The following is a 19,024-nucleotide window of genomic DNA, read 5'->3' as shown; positions in this document are numbered from 1 at the left end:
TAGAGCTAGACTCTCTCTGTGGATGTACTCAGCGATGTGATCGCCGCGATGCGCGCCGGGGAACCCCGCTCGGCGCGCGTTCGGTGGCACGCCCCCTGGGGGCAGCAGTTCCCCACCGTGCGCGGTTCCGCCGGCTTTCAAGTGGTCATGCAGGGATCATGCTGGCTGATCCCCCCGGACGACGGCGCCCCCATCGCGCTGAACGTCGGCGACGTGGTGTTCCTGCCCCACGGAAGCGGCTACGCGCTCGCCGACGGCCCTACCACCCCGCTGACCGAACCCGCCTGTGACCCACTGAACGACGCTCGATTCGAAGACCGCTACGCCTCCGCGACCGTGGGGAAGACCGGACAGGACGGCGCGCGGGCGGTCACCGTGACCCTCTGCGGTGGATACCGGCTCGACCCCAGTCGAGCCCATCCGCTCCTGGCCGACCTGCCCGAGATCGTCCACCTGCCCGCCCGCCTCGGGCGCCGCCCAGAACTGCGCGCCGCCGTCGACCTGCTCGGCGGCGAACTCGACAATCCTCGCCTTGGCGTGGACACCATCGTGCCCGCCCTGCTTGACATGCTGCTGCTCTACATCCTGCGGGCCTGGTTCGACGAGCAGTCCAAACGCGGCACAACCGCCGGCTGGGCCGCGGCATTGGGCGACCCGGCGATCAGCGCCGCGCTGCACGCCCTCCACCGTGACCCTGCACTTCCCTGGACGGTCGAGACACTCGGCGCCCAGGCGGGACTGTCGCGGGCGGCTTTCTCCCGGCGCTTCACCACTCTGATCGGCCAGCCGCCCCTCACCTATCTGACCTGGTGGCGCATGACCACCGCAGCCCGGCTTCTCCGCGAGTCCGACGCCCCGCTCGGCGAGGTGGCCACCCGGATCGGCTACACCTCGGAGTTCGCCTTCGCCACCGCCTTCAAGCGGGAGTACGGCATCGCACCCGGCAAATACCGACGGCAGAGCCGAGCGGAAACCCAGAGCGGTGAACTCGACGTAATGACGCCGCAACCAGTGGTCACTTCGTCGGTGAGGAGCGCCGAATGATGATCAAAACTGATTTCAGCATCTTCGCCCGCATGTCCAGCCGATGCAGGAAGGCCGCCCAAGCTCATAGCGGGTCGTAGGCCTGCTGAATCTCCCCGGCATGCTCGCGATGCGGCGTCAGGAGCCAGGCGGGGCGGCGGCCGATGCGACGGCCGCGGCGAGCCAGTCGGACACCCGCCGGCTGCGTGCCTCCAGCAAGGCCGCGACGAGGCCATCCTTGGTGCCGAAGTGCCGGTAGAGCGTTTCCTTGGACACCCCGATGCGCGCGCACAACTCGGCGACGCCGATGCCATCGAGTCCGCGCTGGTACAGCAGTGGGGTGGCCGCCTGGAGGATGGCGGCGCGGGTGCGCACCGGGTCGATCGTCGTTCCCTTGGTCACTGGCACACCTAGATGGTACCGCTCGGTTCGATCAACTGCTAAGGTCGCAGACCGTACCGATCGGTTCGATCTCTTGGAGTGTTGTCAACATGATCATTGTTTGTCGGCGCGATCGTCTTAGTGGGGCCGCCCCGCGCAGGGCTGCCGATCGCCGGGTCCTGGTGGCCGGGTCGGTGCGGGGACGGTGAGGGCGCCGGTGTGGCAGGCGGTACGGCTGGCCGCGGGTACCGCCTCGGCTCTGGGCCTGGCCCGCTTCGCCTATGGTCTGCTCCTGCCGGCCATGCGCGATGATCTGCACTGGAGTCTGACCCAGGCCGGGGTGATGAGCGCCGCCAACGGGCTCGGCTACCTGTTCGGCGCGCTGGTGACCGCCGCCCTGGTCCGGCGGGTGGGCAGCGCGGCCGCTTTCCGCTGGAGCATGGTGCTGACCGCGGTGGCGCTGGCGGTCACCGCGGTCAGCGGCCACTATCCGGCGCTGTTGGCCGCCAGGGCCGCGGCGGGCGTGACGGGGGCGGTGGTGTTCATCACCGGCGGTGTGATCGCATCGCGGATCGCCGCTCGCGCCTCCTCCGGTGCCCCCATCGTCGTCTACTTCGCCGGCACTGGGTTGGGCATCGTCCTCAGCGGCGCGACCGTTCCGGCACTGGGCACCCACTGGCGCATCGCCTGGGTTGGCATGGGGCTCGCCGCCGGCCTGGCGACCCTGGTGAGTTGGAGGGCCGCGAGCCCCGGTGAGGAGGAGACGGCCACCACCGCCGGACGAGCGCGACTGCGCCCTCTGCGGCGCATGCTCCTGGCCTACCTGCTGTTCGCAACCGGATACATCACCTACATCACTTTCCTGTCCGCCTACCTCGCCGAGCGCCACGCCCCTCTCACACAGGTGACACTCATCTGGACGTCCCTGGGGACGGCGGTCGTGGCGGCACCGGCACTGTGGAGCCGTCCCATCACCTACTGGCGCGGCGGCAGCGCGCTCGCCGCGCTGCTGGTCCTGCTCGCGGGCGGAGCGGCACTCGCCCTGGCATCTCCGGCCCCGCCCCTCGTTCTCGCGTCCGCGATCGTCTATGGCGCGACGTTCATGAGTGTGCCCGCCGCCATCACCGCGCTGGTCAAGGCCGAAACCCCACCCGCCGACTGGACGGCCACGCTGGCGGCTTTCACCACCGTGTTCGCGGTGGGCCAGACCGCCGGTCCGTGGATCGCCGGCATCCTGGCCGATCACACCTCGACCAACGCCACGCTGGCCTGGACCGCGATCCTGTGCGCCGCCGCAGCAGCGATCGCCGCCACCGTAGGCCACCACCGGTCGCCCGCGCCGCCCGCCACGGCCACCACCGCAACGCACCAAACCGGCACCTGAGATCACCCACACGCCGGCCTTCACCGGCCACCAGGCAAGGAGGACGACAGTGACCACCTTCGTGCTGATTCCCGGCATGTGCCACGGCGGCTGGTGCTTCCACGAGCTCACCGAACAGTTGCGCTCCCACGGGCATCGCGCATACCCCCTGACCTTGACCGGGCTGTCCGAGCGCAGCCATCTACTGCACGGTGGCGTGAACCTGGACACCCACATCCAGGACGTGACCGGTGTGCTGGCGGCCGAGCAACTCCAGGACGCGGTCCTGGTCGGCCACAGCTACGGCGGAATGGTGATCACCGGAGTCGCCGACCGCATGCCCGAGCGCGTCAGATCGTTGGTCTACCTGGACGCCGTCGTACCAGCCGACGGCGAATCCATATGGACCACCCACGCACTCGACAGCGGGCACAACCTCATGCGCGACGTCCCGCAGGACCTGCTGAAGATCCTGCTCGAAACCGGCGAACCCACCTGACCCACCGATCTCGGCTATCAGACCCGACCACAGGCCAGCCCTCCACACCATCCTCATCAACCCCGAGCGGGGCACCCGCCATCGTCTGCGGTCGCGGATGTATTCGCGTTCCATCCTCGACAGGGCGGCCAGCACGGTGAACACCACGCCGGACGGATCATGGCTGCCTTGGAGCTCCCCGGTGAGGAACTCCAGGGCGACGCCTGCAGCGCGCAGTTGTTCGGCGAGCTCGGCCAGGGCCAGATGGCCGGCACTGTGGATTTCCTGTGCCGGAAGGAGACTGATACGTACCTCGTCCTCGACGGATACCCGGCAATATGCTCTATTTCGGTGCGTGGAAGCCGCCGATCTTCTGCTCGAGCAGTTCGGCCAGCCGCAGCGGGGTGCGGTCCTCGAACATCGGACCGATGAGCTGCACTCCCACCGGCAGGCCCTCGGGAGACCGACCCGCTGGTACGGCGGTGGCGGGCAGGCCGGGCATGGTGGCCAGGCCGGCCCAGACGAGCTGGTCGAAGTACGGGTACTCGACGCCGTCGATGTCGATGCGCCGTTCCAACGGATTGGGGTCGTGGTCGTGCGGGAACGCGGGCGTCGGCGTGATCGGGCACACCACGGCGTCGAACTCGGCGAACAGCTGCCGCCAGCCGTGGCGGTGGACCTCGCGGCGGTTGTTCGCTTCAAGCCAGTCGCGGTGACCGAACACCATGGCGCGCAGCCGCACGGCGTCAAGACTCTGGTTGTCCGCGCTCAGTCCGGCGGCGCGGGTCCGCAGCTGCTCGTGCGATTCAATGGGAAAACGCGCAACGGAGCCCGAAATCAGCAACTGCATGTAGAGCGTCGCGGCTTCGGTCAGATCGGGCAGCAGCGGACTGTGCCGTCCGACGCGGGCGCCGCCGTCGACGAGCGCGGTGGCCACCCGGTTCACGCCCGCCCGCACGGCGGACCCGGTCGGAACAAGCGGATGCTCGTCGAGGACCAAGACCCGGAAATCGCAGAGTCGCTCGTGGCGGGCGGGCGGCAGTGCCAAACGGTGCGCCACGCCGAGCGTCAGCGGGTCCGGCCCGGCCATGACGTCGAGCAGGAGCGTGAGGTCGCGGGCGGTGCGCGCCATCGGACCGACGACGGCGAGGTCGAGGTCGGCCGGCAATGCCGGCTCGGACGGCGGGACCATACCGCGGTTAGCCGCCAGTCCGAGCGTCGGCTTGTGCGCGTAGACGCCGCAGAAATGCGCGGGGGTGCGCAGCGAGCCGGCGATGTCGGAGCCGATGGACAGCGCGCCGAACCCGGATGCCAGGGCCGCCGCCGACCCACCGGAGGATCCGCCCGGCGTGCGACCGTGATCCCACGGGTTGGTGGTGGTGCCGTAGATCTCGTTGAAGCTCTGTATATCTTGCAGCCCCAACGGCACATTGGTCTTGCCGAGCACTACCGCGCCCGCGGTCTTGAGCCGCGACACCTGTACCGCGTCCTCGGCCGGCATATGGTTCCGGTGCGGTGGCATGCCCCAGGTCGTGGGCAGCCCAGCGATGTTGTACGACTCCTTGACCGTCACCGGAATGCCGAGCAGCGGCCGGTCCTCACCACGCGCGCGTGCCTGGTCAGCACCGCGCGCGGCGGCCCGCGCACGGTCGAAGTCTGGCACGCAAATAGCGTTGATCACCTTGTCGTCCTGCTCGATACGGGCGATCGTCTCGTCGGTCAGTTCCACCGAGCTCACTTCACCGGCACGCAATGCAGCTGCGAGGTCTTCGGCCGCCTGAAAATTCCATTCCATGGAGTTGACTCTAACGGCCTGCCGTAAACGCTTTTCCCCACACACGTCGCCCGCATTCGCTGGAAAAGTCGAAACGGCCACCTTCGCTGGCCGAAGTCACGCACTCGTTCCGCCGTCCAAGACGGTCCACCCAGGTCAGCAGGGTCAGCAGCAGGTCGACTCCGCTGGCAAGGGCATGAAATGCCGCTTCGCGCAACGAGATGGACATCTCAATTCTCATCATGTATCTCTCCGGCCACTGACTATTTGCTCGACTGCTGGCCATAGCGTGCGGGGATTGTCCAGTAAACGGGGTAACTCATTTTAAATTGGTTCTATCGAGATGGCTGGGGGGCAGCGGCCTTCGAAGCGGGCGCGGCCGGCTCGTACACCCGGACGCGCCGCGTCGGCCATCACCGCAGATCGAAGCTCGCGCCGGGGGCGACTCAGGGCGTCATTCCCAGCTCGCGCAACTGCGCGGGGCGCAACGGCCGCCAGCCGCTGGTGTCGAGCTTGGCCAGCTCCGCCTCCATGCCGTACTTCAGCGCCCCGGCCATCCGCAGCAGGTCCGGCCCGCTCAGGGGCTTGCCGCGTACGGGAACCGCTGGCCATCTGATGAGCTCATGGTGCCGCCACCGAGAGCGTCGGCGAGTCGTGCTCCACCGCCCGGTTCAGCAGGAACTGCTCCAGCTTTTTCATCGCCTGGCTGGCCGCCGGAGCTGTCTGCCACTCCAGATACTTGGCGATCAGGCCCAGATGATCCGAGCGGGTCTGATCGCGCTTGCCGTACAGCCTCAGTGTCGCCGGGGTCACCTCGAGCCGCTCGGCCACCCGCGCCGCCGCCGCGGTCACATCATTGGGCACGAACCCGAGCCAGGGCAGGGTGCACAGCATCCGGCTCATCGGGGTTGCGGAGCTGCCGGACACCGGCGGGGCCGAGGTCGGGTTGGGCGCCGGCGTAGACGCCGAAGGTAGGGCAGGTCCAGCAAGCAGGACGAGCGGAAGATCAAATAGTTAGCGGGTACTACCCGCTAACGGGACTTTTCGTTCGGATGCTCGTCATGCCCCGGCACCCACTCGGTGCCTGTTGCCGGGGGACGCCGGAGCCGCGGACGGGTTTCTGACATCTGTCCGCGGTTGAGTCGTGAATTTCGCGTGGGTTCAGCCCTCCAGGGCGTACTGCATCACCCGGAGCTTGGCCTGGGCCTCGGCGAGCTCTGCGGCGGGCACCGAGTCGCCCATGATGCCGCAGCCGGCGAACAGGCGGGCCCGAGGGCCCTCGATCTGCGCGCACCGCAACGCGATGCCCCACTCGCCGTCGCCTCTGGCGTCGATCCAGCCGACCGGGCCCGCGTAGCCCGCGCGGTCCATGCCCTCCAGCTCGCGGATGACCTCCAGCGCCGTGCGCGTCGGCGTGCCGCCGACGGCGGCCGTCGGATGCATGGCGGCGACCACGTCGAGGACCGAAGCTCCTGCGGCCAGGCGCCCGGTCACCGGGCTGGCCAGGTGCTGGACGTTCGACAGCAGCAGCAGCTCGGGCTCCTCGGGCACCTTCAGCTCCGAGCAGAGCGGGGTTAGCGCCTCGCGAACCGACTCGATTGCGCAGGCGTGCTCGTGACGGTCCTTCTCAGAGGCGAGCAGCGCCGCACCGCGCCTTATGTCGTCGGCCTCGTCCGTGCCCCGAGGGGTCGTGCCCGCCAGCACCAGCGACTCGATCGTCTCGCCGGTGTGCCTGACCAGTAGCTCGGGGGTCGCGCCGACCAGACCGGCGCAGGAGAAGGTGTAACACTCCGGGTAGCGGTCCGCCAGGCGGGCCAGCAGCACGCGGACGTCGATCGCCCGCTCGGCGGTCGCGGTCAAGTCCCGGGCGAGCACGGCCTTCTCCAGACGGCCCGACCTGATCTGTCGTACGGCTCGCGCCACGGCGTGTTCCCATTCGGGAGCGGTCAGGCTTCCGTCGCCGTACCGGATCCTGCCCGGTGCGCGCGGAACCGTGACCAGGTCGAGCCGTTCCTCACCGACGATGGTCAGCCAGGCGAGCCCCTGGCGGCGGGCCAGGATGATCTGGGGGACGACGAGGACCGAGCCGTGGGCGTCCGGGTCGAAGGCGAAGGAGCCGAAGGCGACGGGGCCGGAGCCGGGGACGCCGACGCCGTCGTCGATGTGGGCCTCGCCGAAGGTCGCCGACAGCCAGTCGCGAGCCCAGTCGAAACGTCCTGGGCCGGGGGGAACGGCCACCCTGGCGGCTTCTCCCCAGGCGACCAGGCCCTCACCATGCCTGACCCAGGCGTATGGGGCGACCTCGGGGAGCCGCGAGAGCAGGTCACCGGGGTCGTCGACAAGTGCGGTTCTCACCGCGAGGGGACGGGTCAATCCGAGCGCGACACTCACCCGGAACACTCTATGCCGCAAACTGAACGTGTTCGGCGCCCGGTCCTCGGTCAGCACGGCCGCCACGCTCTGTCAAGAAAACCAAGGCACTGGGTCAACGATGGGCGCCACGCTGTCCTGCGGTGATACATCCGAAGCACAGGTGATCTCTCAGGCGGAGGTGTCATGTCCGGTAGGACTGTGACTGCATTCACAGCGGCGACCGTGTTCGCGGCCCTGTGGGCTGCCCCCTCGGCGGCGATCGCGGGGGAGCCGTGGCGCCCCGCGGTGATGGCCGCGCTCGGCGACTCGATCAGCGCGGGGTTCAACGCCTGCGGTTGGTACGTCACATGCCTTTCTCGGTCCTGGTCCGCGGGTGACGAGCCCGGTGTCCAGAGCCACTACCTGAGACTGCTCGACCTGGGCGCTGGGCCCCTCGGGCACAACGTGAACCTCGCGGTCCCGGGGGCGACCAGTGCAGCCCTGGCCGGTCAGGTCGCCGAGGCGGTCGAGCGGGACGCCGACTACGTGACGGTTCTGATCGGAGCTCAGGACGCGTGCGTGTCCGAGGAGCGGCAGATGACACCGGTGGCCGTCTACGAAAGGCGGGTGGCCGAGGCACTGGCCGCGTTCAGGACGGGGCGTCCCGGCGGCAGGGTGTTCGTGGCCAGCATCCCCGACCTCAAGCGGCTGTGGCGGGTCGGAAAGGACAACCTGGCGGCGCGCGGGTTCTGGGCGGTCGGCAGGATCTGCCCCACCATGCTGGCCAGGCCTACCTCGGTCGCCCCGGCCGACCAGGCCCGCCGTGACCGGGTGCGTGCCCGGGTCATGAGCTACAACGCCGCTTTGGCCAGGGTCTGCGCCGCGTACGGCCCAGCCTGCAGGTTCGACGGCAACGCCCTGTTCGACTGCCCGTTCACCTTGAACCACGTCAGCAAGTGGGACTTCTTCCACCCGAACGCCGCGGGGCAGCGGCTGATCGCGCAGCGGACCTATCCCGCGGTCCGCGACTGGCTCGAGGAGCAGGTGCCGGAGCCCGCGCTCCAGCCTTGAGAACCACCCCTGGCGCTGCCCCGGCAGCCACGGGCTCGAGGCCCGCTCCAGCTATATGATCTACATTGTAAAGATGTCGGGTTTATGTCCTAGTATCCTCGAAATCCAGACCTAATCACCTAGATCAAAGGCCGCCCCGCGCCCTCTGGGCGGACGCGGGGCGCGGCCGCATGCGGCGGCGCGTCCCTCCCGTCCGGCCAGACGGGTCAGCGGGTCAGCACGAGGTGTCCACGGCATCGATCCTGGTGCCGAAGTTGGTGTCGTAGGCCCTGGCATAGTCGCCCGGTGTCACCCTGCGGCGCTCCTCGGGAGCCCAGTCGATGAAGCATCCCGTGGCGTTGGAGTAGAAGGAGTAGACGTGGTCGTGGAGGTAAGCGGGCATGTTGCGGTAGCCGCTCGCGGGTGTCCAGCGCCATGGTGTGCCCCGGTAGTTTCGGTCACGCCAGAAGCAGATCTCGCCGCCGCCGCACTGGTCGGCCGCGCGTTGCAGGGCGGTGGCGTGCCCGATCGCGGAGACCGTGACGGACTCGGCCGGTGTGGAGGGTGCTGGTGCGGTGAATCCCGCGCACAGCAGCCCGAGGACGGTGGCGGCCGTGGCGGCCCGTGCCGTGTGGTTGCCTGATTTCATGATGAGACCCTCGCCTTCCCTGCTCGTTGCTGATTAAGGTGGTTCGCTGAGCATCATAGTTACCATGGGTAGTCAGTTCATTACGAAGAATGAGAAGGTGTCTGTCTGGCCACGAGGATTGGGCCTCGGCGGTCAGATTTCCGGAACGCCCGGGTCCTAGGCTTCCTGCCTGATGGCGGAGCATTATCGGCCCGCGAGGAGGATCGGACCGGATTTTGGCGATAGTCCGGCGGGTTGACGACGGTTCGGTGACGGTCCTTCCGTTCCCGAAGATGTCCTCAGCCGCCAGGTAGCGGAGTGAGAGGTCGCGATTACGATTGGCGATCGTTTCGGTGTGGTGAATGTGGTTGGTTGGGCGGGGTTTCTGCTTGATCGTGTTCGTGTCGGAGACGGTCGGGTGGAGGGCAGGTTCGGGCGCGGCGGGAGCGGGAGCCGTATGGCGCCGGCGCACGGCATAATCCGCACGTGACGGGCGGGCGGCAACCATCTCGGTGATACTGACCCGAGCCACAGCCCCGCCCCTGAACACGCGAAGGGATCCGGGGCGGTGCCGCGGGCATCGCGGTGGCCGCAGCGCCGGCTCGACGACACAGAGCCCGACCGACCCGGGGCATGATCACGACACGCCATGGAGGAAGACACAGTGAAACGCATCGGCATCATCGGCGTCGGCGAGATCGGCCGTGCCATCGTGACGGGCCTGCGCCATGGAGGCGGCACGTCCCCGGAGGTGTTCCTCTCCCCAAGAGGAGCCCGCACGGCTGCGGAACTGGCCCAGCATTACGAGGGCATCGAGGTGTGTGCCGACAACCAGGAGGTGGTGGATCGCTCCGAGATGGTGATAATCGCGGTGCGCCGCCAGGATTGGCACGCAGCCCTGGCCGGAGTGCGGGTGGGCGATGAGAAGATCGTGGTCAACGTGATGGCCGGCGTCGGCAACCACGATCTGCGCCAAACGCTCGGCACTAACGCCCCGCTGGTCCGCGCCATCCCCCTGCCGGCCATCCGCGAACGCCGCTCCGTCACGGTGGTGCACCCTTCGCACCCGCAGGTGGACTCCTTCTTCGCACGGATGGGCGGGGTACTCCCCGTCGCGGACGAGGCCGCCTTCAACGTCCTGTCCGCGGTGACCGGGACGCTCTCCACCCACTACGCGTATCTCGTCACGCTCGCCTCATGGACCGCCGACCACGGCATCGCCCCCGACGACGCCGACCGCTACGTCCGCAGCCTCTTCCAGGGCGTCGGACGCTCTCTGGGCGACGAGACCCGCTCCCTGGACCGACTCGCAGCCGACCACGAGACGCCGAACGGAAACAACGAGCGCATCCGCACCACATGGTTCGACCAGGCCAACTCCGAGGCTCTGACCAGTGCGCTTGAAGCGCTCCTCGCCGATCTCGCATAGCCAGGCCGGCAGAGACAGCGCCCAGCCTTGTAGGGGTGCCGGTAAGAAACGTGTCATGAGCCCCAAACGAGCGGCTTCTCGGACGAGCCCCACTTTGATCTTGGCCGAATGCGAAATGAAGGGCGATGATGGCAAGCGCCGCTACACCGTCCAGCAGATCGCTGACCGGCTGGGCGTCAGCCGCGCCACGATCTACCGCCACCTCGATCCCGACAAGCCGGCTTCGGCGTAGAGGAGGAGGACTGCGGCGCTGCCTAATCGGAGGAGCAAAACGATGATCCCTCGCTCCTCCGGGTGGGATCGAGGACAAGATGCAGGAGACACGGGACGGGCAACACACATTCCCCTCGGGCTGTAAGAACTGGTGCGATTCGCTTACTTCCCTCGTGATGGCGCATTTAGAGGCGATCTACATCATCGACGGGCTGCTGGCCAACGCCTCCGAGGTCCAGCCCAAGACCGTGCACGCCGACACGCAAGGTCAGTCGTTCCCGGTCTTCACTTTGGCGCATTTGTTCGGGTTCGATCTGATGCCGCGTATCCGCAACTGGAAGGGTCTGACCTTCTTTCAGCACACCGACCAGGTCACCTACCACCACATCGACTCCCTGTTCCGCGGTGAGAGCGGGAACCGCAACGTCATCGGCTGGGAGCTGATCGAAAAGATGTGGCCCGACCTCATGCGGGTGGCGATCTCCATCCGCGAGGGTCGCCTCAACTCCGTCACCCTGCTGCGCCGGCTGGGCTCCCACTCCCGCAAGAACGAGATCTACCGGGCCTTTCGCGAGGTCGGGCGTAGCGTGCGCACGGTGGCGCTGCTTCGTTTTCTCGCCGACCCGGCACTGCGCAGGCGCATCACCGCGGTCACCAACAAGGTCGAAGGCTTCAACGGCTTCTCCGGCTGGCTGCGCTTCGGCAACGACGGCGTCATCGCCGACAACGACCCGGCCGAGCAGGAGAAGATGATCAAATTCAACTCCCTGCTGGCCAACTGCGTGCTCTTCCACACAGCCCTCGACATGACCGACGTGCTGCGCCAACTGCTGGCCGAGGGCTGGCAGCCCGAACAGGGCCAGGACATCACCGCCGCCGACATCGCGCAGCTGTCGCCCTACCTGACCGCCCACATCAGCCGGTTCGGCCTGTATGCCACCGACGTGCTGTGCCTGCGCCCCGACGACTTCGACCCCGACCTACCCGTAATCGACTTCACCGCCTTGGCCGAAGCGGCGTAGACGGCAAGCAGGCCAGAGACGAGCACTGGGGATCGTGGTGGGGCGTTTCGGGCAGCAGGCCGAGGCTTGAACAAGGTACGGCGCTCTCGCCGATCTTAACGCTCGCTGGTAGGTTCCCTACAGGTGCGCCGGGAAGCCTGGTCGGCAATTCTGCCGTCCATCCCGGAAAGGCGCCCGCCATGCGTGCTCGCGACCTGCTCACCGACCTCCCTGCGATCGCCTTGGACACCGCGGCGATCGAAGCCGCCCGGCTGCTGGCCGACCAGGACCTGCCCGGCCGGACTGGCTTGACGTGCTGCTTGCCCGGGCTCGTGAGCTGCCGCCGCGTTCCACCGTCGAGATGTCCCGCGGAGACCCCGATTCCGGCCGGGTGTGACTGGCTTGCCTGCAAGAGGGAGTCTTGATGTCCGCATCCCTCGCCGCCCTTTCCGAACGTGCGACCGCCGTCGCGCGCACGCCGGCGGGCCCGGTGGAGTACCGGCTGGAGGGCGACGGCCACAGGGCGGTCCTGGTGTTCCACGGCGGTCACATGCGGGCGGGGCTCGCTCTGGGCGAGGAGGTCTTCGCCGACGCCGGTTTCAGGGTGCTGGCGCCCTCGCGCCCCGGCTACGGGCGTACGCCGCTGACCACGGGCACGACGCCGGCAGGCTTCGCCGACGCCGCCGCGCAGCTGTGCCAGAGCTTGGGCATCGAACGCCTCGCCGCGGTCGTGGGTATCTCGGCCGGCGGCCGCACCGCTCTGACCATGGCCGCCCGCCACCCGCACCTGGTCGAGCGCGTCATCCTGCAGAGCGCGGTCGGATTCCTGCCCTGGCCCGACAGGCTGACCCGGCTGGGCGGCCGGGCGGTGTTCAACGCCCAGATCGAGGCTGGCACCTGGGCGATCATGCGGTCCCTGATCCGTCTCACACCGTCCCTGGGGCTGCGCCTGCTGCTGCGTAGCCTGTCGGCCCTGCCAGCGCGCCAGGTCCTGGCGGGCCTGTCCCCGGCCGAACGCGCCACGCTGGCGGGGCTGTTCACCAGGATGCGCTCGGGCCACGGCTTCGTCGCCGACATGCTCCCCGTGCCCGACTGCGCCGCACAGGTCAGCCAGAGCGCGCTGGTCATCGCCACCCGCCACGACCGGTCGGTGCCCTTCGCCCACGCCGAGTCCTTGGCGTCGGTCCTGCCGAACGCCGAACTGGTGGACAGCAGGGCCGACAGCCACATGATCTGGTTCAGCCCTGACTACCCCCGCATCGCCACCAAGATCCGCGAATTCCTCGCCCCAGGCTGAGCGCGGCTACCGCTTCTCGAGTCTCAGTGCTGGGTCAGCCGCTCTGCTGGTGCCAGCGGTGCAGTAGGGCGGGGAGCTCGCCGAGCAGGAATTCGTAGAAGGCGTGCATCTGGGCCAGGCGCTGGTGGGCGGGGTCGCCGTTTTCAGTGGCGGCGATCCCGTCTGCCGCGGCCTGGAGCATGGCCTGGATGACGGTGTTCTGGCTGGTGAACAGGGTGGCCCAGGCGTCGTCGCGGAGGCGGTAGTGCTCGCGGCGGCTGCCGGGGGCGGGCAGGCGTTCGATCAGGCCGACCGTCAGCAGGGATTTGATCGCGCCGGAGACCGAGCCGGCGCTGGCCTCCAGCCGCTCGGCGATCTCACCGGCGGTGACGCTGTCCCGGTCGGTGAACAGGAAGACCGCCAACGTGCGCGCGGACATGCGCTGCAGCCCGCCCTCGATCAGCGTCAGGGCCAGCCGCTCGGCCGCCTGCCACTGCTCATACCTGTCGTTCACATGGCCTCCTCGGGGAAGCAGGATATCGAACACTCCGAGTGTTTAGAAATTTCTGAAAAGTCGGTATAGTCCTCGTATCGGCCTCTCCCCGGGAGGTTCGATGGTGTGCCGGGAAGCCTGGTCGGCGATGTGACAGCTCATCCACATCGTCAGGAACCAGGAAGGTGACCGGCCATGACCCTGCTCAATGGAAGGTCGCGCTCATCCAGGACGCGCCGTCCAGCTTCGCCGAAGGCTTCATGTACCCCGGCGGGGCGTTCGCGACGGGGAACGCGCTGGGCTGGGTGCAGCTGGTGGAGCGGATGTTCACCGGCGGCTACGGCATCACCCGCCAAATGGCCGGACTGGTCGGTGCCGCGCGGCGGCTGTCGCGCGCCACGCTCGCCCTTCCGCTGCAGGAGGCCGATCAGGTGCTGACCGGTCACCCCGTGCCCTGGTTCCGAGACTGGATCCGGCACGGGCCCGGCGAGCCGTACTGGGAGAGCAGCGACCACCGCGCCCCTGACCGAGGACGTCGAGGCCGTCGGTCCGGCCCGCGTGACGTTGCACGCGCGCTCGGCCAACCCCTACGTCGACTACTTCGCCCGGTTGTGCGATGTGGACGCGCGCGGCCGGTCGGTCAACGTGTGCGACGGCATCGTCCGCCTACGCGACCCCGGCGACATCCGGGTGGCCGACATCCCCCTATGGCCGATGGCCCACCGCTTCCGGTGCGGACACCGCATCCGGCTGCAGGTCTCCAGCGGCGCTCACCCGCGCTTCGGCCGCAACCCCGGAGCTGGCGAACCGCTCGCGACCGGTACGAGCCTGCGCACCTCAAAGCATGAAGTCTTTCACGACCATCAGCACGCGTCAGCCCTCTGGCTGCCCCTCACCTCAGGAGCATCATGAAACTGCTTGTTCTCGGCGGCACCCACCACGTCGGCCGCGCCGTCGTGGAGACCGCCCTGGAGCGCGGCGATGAGGTGAGCACGCTCAACCGCGGGCTCAGCCGCGACCCCGCTCCCGAGGTGGAGGCGCTCATCGCCGACCGCACCGACCCCGAGACCGTACGGCTGGCGCTGGGCCTCAGGGAGTGGGACGCGGTCGTCGACACCTGGGCCTGGGCGCCGCGGGTGGTGCGCGACAGCGCCCGCCTACTGTCCGGCCGAGCCGGGCACTACGGCTACGTCTCCAGCCGAGGCGTCCACCGCTGGCCCTGGCCCGAGGGCGCCGACGAGCAGGCGCCCCTGGTCGACGGCGACCCCGCCAGCACCGACGACGCCGACTACGCCGCCGCCAAGCGCGGCGGCGAACTCGCCGTCACCGAATCCTTCCCCGGCGCGGCGCTGCTGGCCAGAGCGGGGATGATCCTCGGCCCGTACGAGGATGTCGGCCGCATCCCGTGGTGGCTGCGCCGCCTGGAGAAAGGCGGGCGCGTCCTGGCCCCCGCCCCCGCCCAGACGCCACTGCAGTACCTCGACGCCCGGGACCTGGCCACCTGGATGCTCCAGGCCGCCGAACGCGGCCTGGCCGGCGCCTTCACCACGACCGGCCCGCCCGGCGCGATCACCCTCGGCGACCTGCTCACCACCATGCTGGAGGTCACCGGCTTCGACACCGAACTGGTGTGGGCCCAGCCGGAACTGCTCCTCCAGCATGGGCTGCCGCTCGGCATGGAGTTCGGGCTCCGCCTGCCGGACGGCAGCGCGCCGAGCGGCATGCACGACGCCGACGTCAGCGCCGCCCTGGCCGAAGGCCTCACCACCCGCCCGCTGCGCGACACCCTGGCCGACACCTGGGCCTGGCTCCAGAGCGAAGGCGACCCGGCACCCCGCGCCGACGCCCCCTCACCCGACACCTGGCTGGACGCCTCCGCCGAACAGCGGCTCCTCGACCACCTCGCACGTTAAGGAAGACACGACTCTCATGCGCGCCATCATCATCGGAGCCGGCATCGCCGGCCTGGCCACCGCCCTTCGCCTGCACCAGATCGGCTGGGACACCCTCATCGTCGAACGCGCCCCAGCCCGGCGGGGTGGCGGCTACGCGGTCACCTTCGGCGGCATCGGCTACGACGCCGCCGAACACATGGGCATCGTGGATGACCTGCTCGCCAAGGGTTTCGTCACCGACGAACTCGTCTACCACAAGCCGAACGGCGAACGCCGCTTCGCCCTCGATCGCGCCACCATCGCGGCCACCACCGGTCCCCGCTCGATCACCATCCTGCGCGGCGACCTCGAAAGCGTCCTCTATGAGAAGGCCGAGGGCCACACCGAGATCCGCTTCGGCGCCACCCTGACTGCCGTCGACCAGGACGAGCACGCCGTGCGCGTGACCCTGACCGACGGCACGGTCGAGGAGGGCGACCTGCTGGTCGGTGCCGACGGCCTGCACTCGGCCACCCGCGCGCTGCTGTTCGGCCCGGAGGAGGACTTCCTGCTCAATCTGGAGCACAAGGTCGCCGTCTTCATGCTCGACAAGCGGCCCGCCACCATCGCGCCCGGCGCCACCGGCACGCTGTCGTCCGGTGGCCGTACCGCCGCGGTGATCAGTATCCCCGACGGCCGCAATGTCGCCTTCTTCGGCTACCGCACCGACCACGCCCGCCCCGGCGAGGACGTAACCACCGAACTGCACCGCGTCTACGGCGACCTCGGCTGGGTCATCCCCGAAGCCCTGGCCGGACTCCAGCGGGCCGATTCGGTCTACTTCGACACCATCAGCCAGGTCGTCGCACCGTCCTGGAGCAAGGGGCGGGTGGTTCTGCTGGGTGACGCAGCCTGGTGCGTCACCCTGTTCGCCGGGTACGGCTCCTCCCTGGCCGTCGGGGGCGCCGACCGTCTCGGCACCGAACTGGCCGCCCACCCCGGCGACCTCCCCGCCGCGCTGGCCGCGTGGGAGGCCGCCATCCGGCCCGAAGCCGAACGCAAGCAGAAACTCGGCCGCCGGGTCAAAGGCGTCTACGCCCCCACCAGCCCGCTGCTGCTGTGGCTGAGCCTGCTGCCGCTGCGCCTGGCCGCGCTCCCGCCGGTCCGCCGCTACATGACCCGCCGGTTCATCAAGGGCTGAGGTCATGGCACATCTGGCTGGATGCGGGGTTGAGGAACCGGCGGACAGCGATTATCGCTGAGAACGATCATGGTGGGTAGTCGTCTCGGTGTTTCACAGGCGACCGCCTGTGAAACACCGGCGCGGGCCCCGCCCGTCCAGGGTGTTCTTCTCCGGAATTCGTTTCATAGGTCGGTTCATAGCCCTGGCCCCATGAAACGATCCGGGGATGGACGACGACTTCCTGCGCGTGGAGGCCTGCGACTGCCCCATGTCCTCCTGCGCCGCCCCGGCTGGATCCCCGTGCCGGACCGCCAGGGGCAAGGTCGCCACCCAATACCACACCGCCCGCTTCCGGCTGGTGCCCTCCCTCGCCAAGACGCTCACCGTGCCGACCCCGCTCCTGCGCAAGCCGGGCACCGCGTGGGCCGAGCTGCCCCGCCCCGCGGCCGCCGACACCAGCACCTCCGGGCACGCCAAGATTGGCTACGCCGCGCTTCGACCCTGTGCCAGTCCCTGGACACCCAGCTGGATGCCCTCGCCGCGGCAGGCATCACCCAGATCTTCTCCGAAAAGCTCTCCACCCGCGCCACCGCCCGGCCCGAACTCCAGGCCGCCGTCGCTCTGGCCCGCCAGATCCGCGCCGCCGGCGTCGCGGTCACCTTGGTGGTTCACGAGCACAAGCGCCTCGGCCGCGGCCTGGCCCTGATCGAACTCGCCGAAGACCTGCGTGCCGCCGACGTCGGCCTGGAGTTCCTGTCCGGCGACCTGCAGGGCTCCCACGACCCCTCCGGGGTCGTGTTCACCGTGCTGGCCGCGCTGTCGGGGATGGAACGCGAATACAGCGGACCCCAGGACTTCACTCTGGCCGGCGGCGTGGTGCGCACCAAGAAGGGCCAGGTCATCCCGGTCATCGTGACCGGCGTCCGGCGCGCGGTGGCCACCGACCTGTGCACGAGCGCGCTGGTGAGTACCCCCGCGGGCACGATCACGATCAGGATCACGATCAGGATCACCGGCGGCCGGGACGGCAACGAGGTGACGATCGAGGACCTGGTGATCGACGTGGCGGCGGCGCAGAGCGCGGCCACCCTGCGAGACGTCGAGCTGGGCCGCGACGCCAGCACCCTGGACGGAGTCCCCGCCGCCAGAGGCCCGGCCGGCAGCTTCGGCGGCCAGAGCAGCACGTTCACGCTGCGCAACACCAGGCTGAGCGCGTGGGCGGTGACGGCCGCGACGTTGAGCCTGCCCGACCTCGGGCTGAAGGTGCTGCGCGGCGAGCACGAGTGCTTCTAAGAGCTCGCAGAGAAATAACTTGCTTGTTTCCAGCGCGCTGACCTCGGTGGAAGCCGTGTGAGCACGCAAGTTATTAATCGGTAGGTCCTAAGCGGCATTCCAGAAGTTCCGCTTGTAACCGGCGGGGAGCCAGGGGCTGGTCCAGGGTGCAGCTGCGGTGAGCATCTGATCAGGTGAGCGGGCACGGAAGAAGGCGTGGATCTGTCTAAGACGGCCGGGCCAGCTGACCGCCGTGTTGGCGATGAAGGCCTTGAGCGCGGCCCAGATGCGTTCCACAGGATTGTCGTGCGGGCTGTTAGGAGTCGTTGTCCCAGACGACTTCGCCGTCGGCCCCTTTGATCAGCGCGGGGGTGAGTTTCGCGACGAAACCCCGCTCCGCGTTGTCGAAGTCGGTCCGATCCTGAAAGGGAAGGTCTGCCATGAAACCGTGCTGCCCGCAACCACCACCACTAAGGCAAGGAAAGCCTCAAAAAATAACACATAGGTACGAATTGGATGGTGGTTGCAGGTGGTCTTCGGCCCCATCGCCAGGCCACGGGCCTTCGCGACGTCGTCGGCGCACCACCTCCACGTGGGCGCTTATGAGACCGCGTGCCGACTCATCCCGGCGACCAGGTGCGATGAAGATTGCGCTGAGGTGACTGGATTCGGCCTGGACGAGCACGAGCAGGTGTGAGCTGCTGATGGCGTCGTCAAGCGCAGAGGAGCTCTCTCATGATGAAAGGCACGGTACGCGCACGGCACCACATCCACTGGCTCGCGCTCATCGTCACGATGGCGGCCGTACTCGTCGGGATTCAGGCGGGGACGGTCAACGCGAGCACGGTCACCGCGAAAACCCCGGCAACCGTCTACCCGGTCCGGCTCTGGATGGACAAGAGCAGTTACTACGTCGGCGAGTACCCGTACTACAGCGTCACGGGCCCGCCGTACACACCGATTTACTGGTCCAGCACCCAGAACGGCCCGTCGACGGGCGAGGTGGATACCTTCTACGGCCACTACACCGACGCCTATGGAAACTGGACGGGATACGGCGGGCCGTGGCTCTATTCGCACATCGGCTCGTGGAGCAAAACCGTCAAGCTGAACGGCGTCACCGCGACGGCGTACTTCTCCGTCTCCTGAGCATCCCGGCGCCCCGGGCACGGGGCGAGATCGCCGAGCCGACCCGGCGGGCGTCCGCGCGCGGGCGCCCCCCCGGCCCGGGGCC

The 19,024-nt window shown here is 68.7% G+C and carries 21 protein-coding genes and 2 pseudogenes; 13 read left to right on the top strand and 10 right to left on the bottom strand.

Annotated features, from left to right (window positions below; genetic code table 11):
• Window positions 1-18 precede the first annotated feature (18 nt).
• Complete coding sequence (locus tag AB0395_RS08050; protein ID WP_366278162.1) at window positions 19-1,044, top strand: AraC family transcriptional regulator; 1,026 nt, start codon at window positions 19-21, stop codon at window positions 1,042-1,044.
• Between the two features lie 117 nt (window positions 1,045-1,161).
• On the opposite strand, the gene AB0395_RS08045 is transcribed toward AB0395_RS08050, so the two are convergent.
• Window positions 1,162-1,431 (bottom strand): TetR/AcrR family transcriptional regulator, encoded by a 270-nt coding sequence (locus AB0395_RS08045; protein WP_366278160.1) that lies wholly within the window; start codon window positions 1,429-1,431, stop codon window positions 1,162-1,164.
• 178 nt (window positions 1,432-1,609) lie between these two features.
• On the opposite strand from AB0395_RS08045, the gene AB0395_RS08040 reads away from it, so the two are divergent.
• On the top strand, window positions 1,610-2,788 hold the full coding sequence (locus AB0395_RS08040; protein ID WP_366278158.1) for a YbfB/YjiJ family MFS transporter: 1,179 nt from the start codon (window positions 1,610-1,612) through the stop codon (window positions 2,786-2,788).
• A gap of 49 nt (window positions 2,789-2,837) precedes the next feature.
• A complete protein-coding gene (locus tag AB0395_RS08035; RefSeq protein WP_366278157.1) occupies window positions 2,838-3,266 on the top strand; it encodes an alpha/beta hydrolase in 429 nt (142 codons plus the stop codon).
• 322 nt (window positions 3,267-3,588) lie between these two features.
• On the opposite strand, the gene AB0395_RS08030 is transcribed toward AB0395_RS08035, so the two are convergent.
• From AB0395_RS08030 to AB0395_RS08015, 4 genes are all read right to left on the bottom strand, one after another.
• Window positions 3,589-5,040 carry an amidase gene (locus tag AB0395_RS08030; RefSeq protein WP_366278155.1) on the bottom strand — a complete coding sequence of 484 codons (1,452 nt, stop codon included), beginning with the start codon at window positions 5,038-5,040 and terminating at the stop codon, window positions 3,589-3,591.
• A 10-nt stretch (window positions 5,041-5,050) separates the two neighbouring features.
• Window positions 5,051-5,263 carry a hypothetical protein gene (locus tag AB0395_RS08025; RefSeq protein ID WP_366278153.1) on the bottom strand — a complete coding sequence of 71 codons (213 nt, stop codon included), beginning with the start codon at window positions 5,261-5,263 and terminating at the stop codon, window positions 5,051-5,053.
• A gap of 377 nt (window positions 5,264-5,640) precedes the next feature.
• Window positions 5,641-5,922: a DUF4158 domain-containing protein gene (locus AB0395_RS08020; protein ID WP_366278151.1), complete on the bottom strand. Its 282-nt coding sequence runs from the start codon at window positions 5,920-5,922 to the stop codon at window positions 5,641-5,643.
• A 258-nt stretch (window positions 5,923-6,180) separates the two neighbouring features.
• Window positions 6,181-7,419, bottom strand: a complete 1,239-nt coding sequence (locus AB0395_RS08015; RefSeq protein ID WP_366278386.1) for an isochorismate synthase — start codon at window positions 7,417-7,419, stop codon at window positions 6,181-6,183.
• 171 nt (window positions 7,420-7,590) lie between these two features.
• On the opposite strand from AB0395_RS08015, the gene AB0395_RS08010 reads away from it, so the two are divergent.
• Complete coding sequence (locus AB0395_RS08010) at window positions 7,591-8,442, top strand: GDSL-type esterase/lipase family protein (RefSeq protein ID WP_366278150.1); 852 nt, start codon at window positions 7,591-7,593, stop codon at window positions 8,440-8,442.
• Window positions 8,443-8,656: 214 nt separating this feature from the next.
• Here AB0395_RS08010 and AB0395_RS08005 read toward each other — a convergent pair whose 3' ends face one another.
• Window positions 8,657-9,070, bottom strand: coding sequence for a peptidase inhibitor family I36 protein (locus AB0395_RS08005; RefSeq protein ID WP_366278149.1), 414 nt, complete (start codon window positions 9,068-9,070; stop codon window positions 8,657-8,659).
• A 643-nt stretch (window positions 9,071-9,713) separates the two neighbouring features.
• On the opposite strand from AB0395_RS08005, the gene AB0395_RS08000 reads away from it, so the two are divergent.
• From AB0395_RS08000 to AB0395_RS07985, 4 genes are all read left to right on the top strand, one after another.
• Window positions 9,714-10,478, top strand: a complete 765-nt coding sequence (locus AB0395_RS08000) for an NAD(P)-binding domain-containing protein (RefSeq protein ID WP_366278147.1) — start codon at window positions 9,714-9,716, stop codon at window positions 10,476-10,478.
• A gap of 115 nt (window positions 10,479-10,593) precedes the next feature.
• A complete protein-coding gene (locus AB0395_RS07995; RefSeq protein WP_366278145.1) occupies window positions 10,594-10,710 on the top strand; it encodes a helix-turn-helix domain-containing protein in 117 nt (38 codons plus the stop codon).
• A 157-nt stretch (window positions 10,711-10,867) separates the two neighbouring features.
• Window positions 10,868-11,713 (top strand): Tn3 family transposase, encoded by an 846-nt coding sequence (locus tag AB0395_RS07990; protein ID WP_366278143.1) that lies wholly within the window; start codon window positions 10,868-10,870, stop codon window positions 11,711-11,713.
• Window positions 11,714-12,116: 403 nt separating this feature from the next.
• A complete protein-coding gene (locus AB0395_RS07985) occupies window positions 12,117-12,989 on the top strand; it encodes an alpha/beta hydrolase (protein ID WP_366278142.1) in 873 nt (290 codons plus the stop codon).
• A gap of 34 nt (window positions 12,990-13,023) precedes the next feature.
• Here AB0395_RS07985 and AB0395_RS07980 read toward each other — a convergent pair whose 3' ends face one another.
• Both AB0395_RS07980 and AB0395_RS07975 read right to left on the bottom strand, forming a co-directional pair.
• Entirely contained in the window at window positions 13,024-13,482 is a 459-nt protein-coding gene (locus tag AB0395_RS07980; RefSeq protein ID WP_366278140.1) for a MarR family transcriptional regulator, read from the bottom strand.
• A 184-nt stretch (window positions 13,483-13,666) separates the two neighbouring features.
• The gene (locus AB0395_RS07975) at window positions 13,667-13,792 is read right to left on the bottom strand and encodes a hypothetical protein (RefSeq protein WP_366278138.1); all 126 of its coding nucleotides are present in this window, start codon (window positions 13,790-13,792) and stop codon (window positions 13,667-13,669) included.
• Between the two features lie 170 nt (window positions 13,793-13,962).
• Here AB0395_RS07975 and AB0395_RS07970 point away from each other — a divergent pair.
• The 4 genes and pseudogenes from AB0395_RS07970 to AB0395_RS07955 form a co-directional block, all read left to right on the top strand.
• Window positions 13,963-14,373: pseudogene (locus AB0395_RS07970) on the top strand (CocE/NonD family hydrolase); the annotation flags it as partial.
• Complete coding sequence (locus tag AB0395_RS07965; protein WP_366278137.1) at window positions 14,370-15,374, top strand: reductase; 1,005 nt, start codon at window positions 14,370-14,372, stop codon at window positions 15,372-15,374. The pseudogene AB0395_RS07970 and the gene AB0395_RS07965, both read left to right, overlap by 4 nt.
• A gap of 16 nt (window positions 15,375-15,390) precedes the next feature.
• On the top strand, window positions 15,391-16,536 hold the full coding sequence (locus AB0395_RS07960; protein WP_366278135.1) for an FAD-dependent monooxygenase: 1,146 nt from the start codon (window positions 15,391-15,393) through the stop codon (window positions 16,534-16,536).
• A gap of 402 nt (window positions 16,537-16,938) precedes the next feature.
• A complete protein-coding gene (locus tag AB0395_RS07955; protein WP_366278133.1) occupies window positions 16,939-17,811 on the top strand; it encodes a DUF6230 family protein in 873 nt (290 codons plus the stop codon).
• An 87-nt stretch (window positions 17,812-17,898) separates the two neighbouring features.
• On the opposite strand, the pseudogene AB0395_RS07950 reads toward AB0395_RS07955, so the two are convergent.
• Together AB0395_RS07950 and AB0395_RS07945 are read right to left on the bottom strand one after the other, a co-directional pair.
• A pseudogene (locus tag AB0395_RS07950) lies at window positions 17,899-18,105 on the bottom strand (IS630 family transposase); the annotation flags it as partial.
• 1 nt (window position 18,106) lies between these two features.
• Window positions 18,107-18,232: a hypothetical protein gene (locus AB0395_RS07945; RefSeq protein WP_366278131.1), complete on the bottom strand. Its 126-nt coding sequence runs from the start codon at window positions 18,230-18,232 to the stop codon at window positions 18,107-18,109.
• Window positions 18,233-18,525: 293 nt separating this feature from the next.
• Here AB0395_RS07945 and AB0395_RS07940 point away from each other — a divergent pair, with 293 nt between their 5' ends.
• Window positions 18,526-18,939 carry a hypothetical protein gene (locus AB0395_RS07940; protein WP_366278130.1) on the top strand — a complete coding sequence of 138 codons (414 nt, stop codon included), beginning with the start codon at window positions 18,526-18,528 and terminating at the stop codon, window positions 18,937-18,939.
• Window positions 18,940-19,024: the final 85 nt, after the last annotated feature.

The organism is Streptosporangium sp. NPDC051023 (genome assembly GCF_040689595.1).
Taxonomy (GTDB): Bacteria; Actinomycetota; Actinomycetes; order Streptosporangiales; family Streptosporangiaceae; genus Streptosporangium.
Note: the sequence above shows the minus strand (reverse complement) of the source record. Positions and strands in the feature narration are given on the sequence as shown.

What these genes read in the sequence shown, in the direction of transcription:
- AB0395_RS08030 (WP_366278155.1), bottom strand. Translation starts at nt 5,040, where the DNA reads ATGGAATGGAATTTTCAGGCGGCCGAAGACCTCGCAGCTGCATTGCGT.
- AB0395_RS08025 (WP_366278153.1), bottom strand. Translation starts at nt 5,263, where the DNA reads ATGATGAGAATTGAGATGTCCATCTCGTTGCGCGAAGCGGCATTTCAT.
- AB0395_RS08020 (WP_366278151.1), bottom strand. Translation starts at nt 5,922, where the DNA reads ATGAGCCGGATGCTGTGCACCCTGCCCTGGCTCGGGTTCGTGCCCAAT.
- AB0395_RS08005 (WP_366278149.1), bottom strand. Translation starts at nt 9,070, where the DNA reads ATGAAATCAGGCAACCACACGGCACGGGCCGCCACGGCCGCCACCGTC.
- AB0395_RS07995 (WP_366278145.1), top strand. Translation starts at nt 10,594, where the DNA reads ATGAAGGGCGATGATGGCAAGCGCCGCTACACCGTCCAGCAGATCGCT.
- AB0395_RS07990 (WP_366278143.1), top strand. Translation starts at nt 10,868, where the DNA reads ATGGCGCATTTAGAGGCGATCTACATCATCGACGGGCTGCTGGCCAAC.
- AB0395_RS07985 (WP_366278142.1), top strand. Translation starts at nt 12,117, where the DNA reads ATGTCCGCATCCCTCGCCGCCCTTTCCGAACGTGCGACCGCCGTCGCG.
- AB0395_RS07965 (WP_366278137.1), top strand. Translation starts at nt 14,370, where the DNA reads ATGAAACTGCTTGTTCTCGGCGGCACCCACCACGTCGGCCGCGCCGTC.
- AB0395_RS07960 (WP_366278135.1), top strand. Translation starts at nt 15,391, where the DNA reads ATGCGCGCCATCATCATCGGAGCCGGCATCGCCGGCCTGGCCACCGCC.
- AB0395_RS07945 (WP_366278131.1), bottom strand. Translation starts at nt 18,232, where the DNA reads ATGGCAGACCTTCCCTTTCAGGATCGGACCGACTTCGACAACGCGGAG.
- AB0395_RS07940 (WP_366278130.1), top strand. Translation starts at nt 18,526, where the DNA reads ATGATGAAAGGCACGGTACGCGCACGGCACCACATCCACTGGCTCGCG.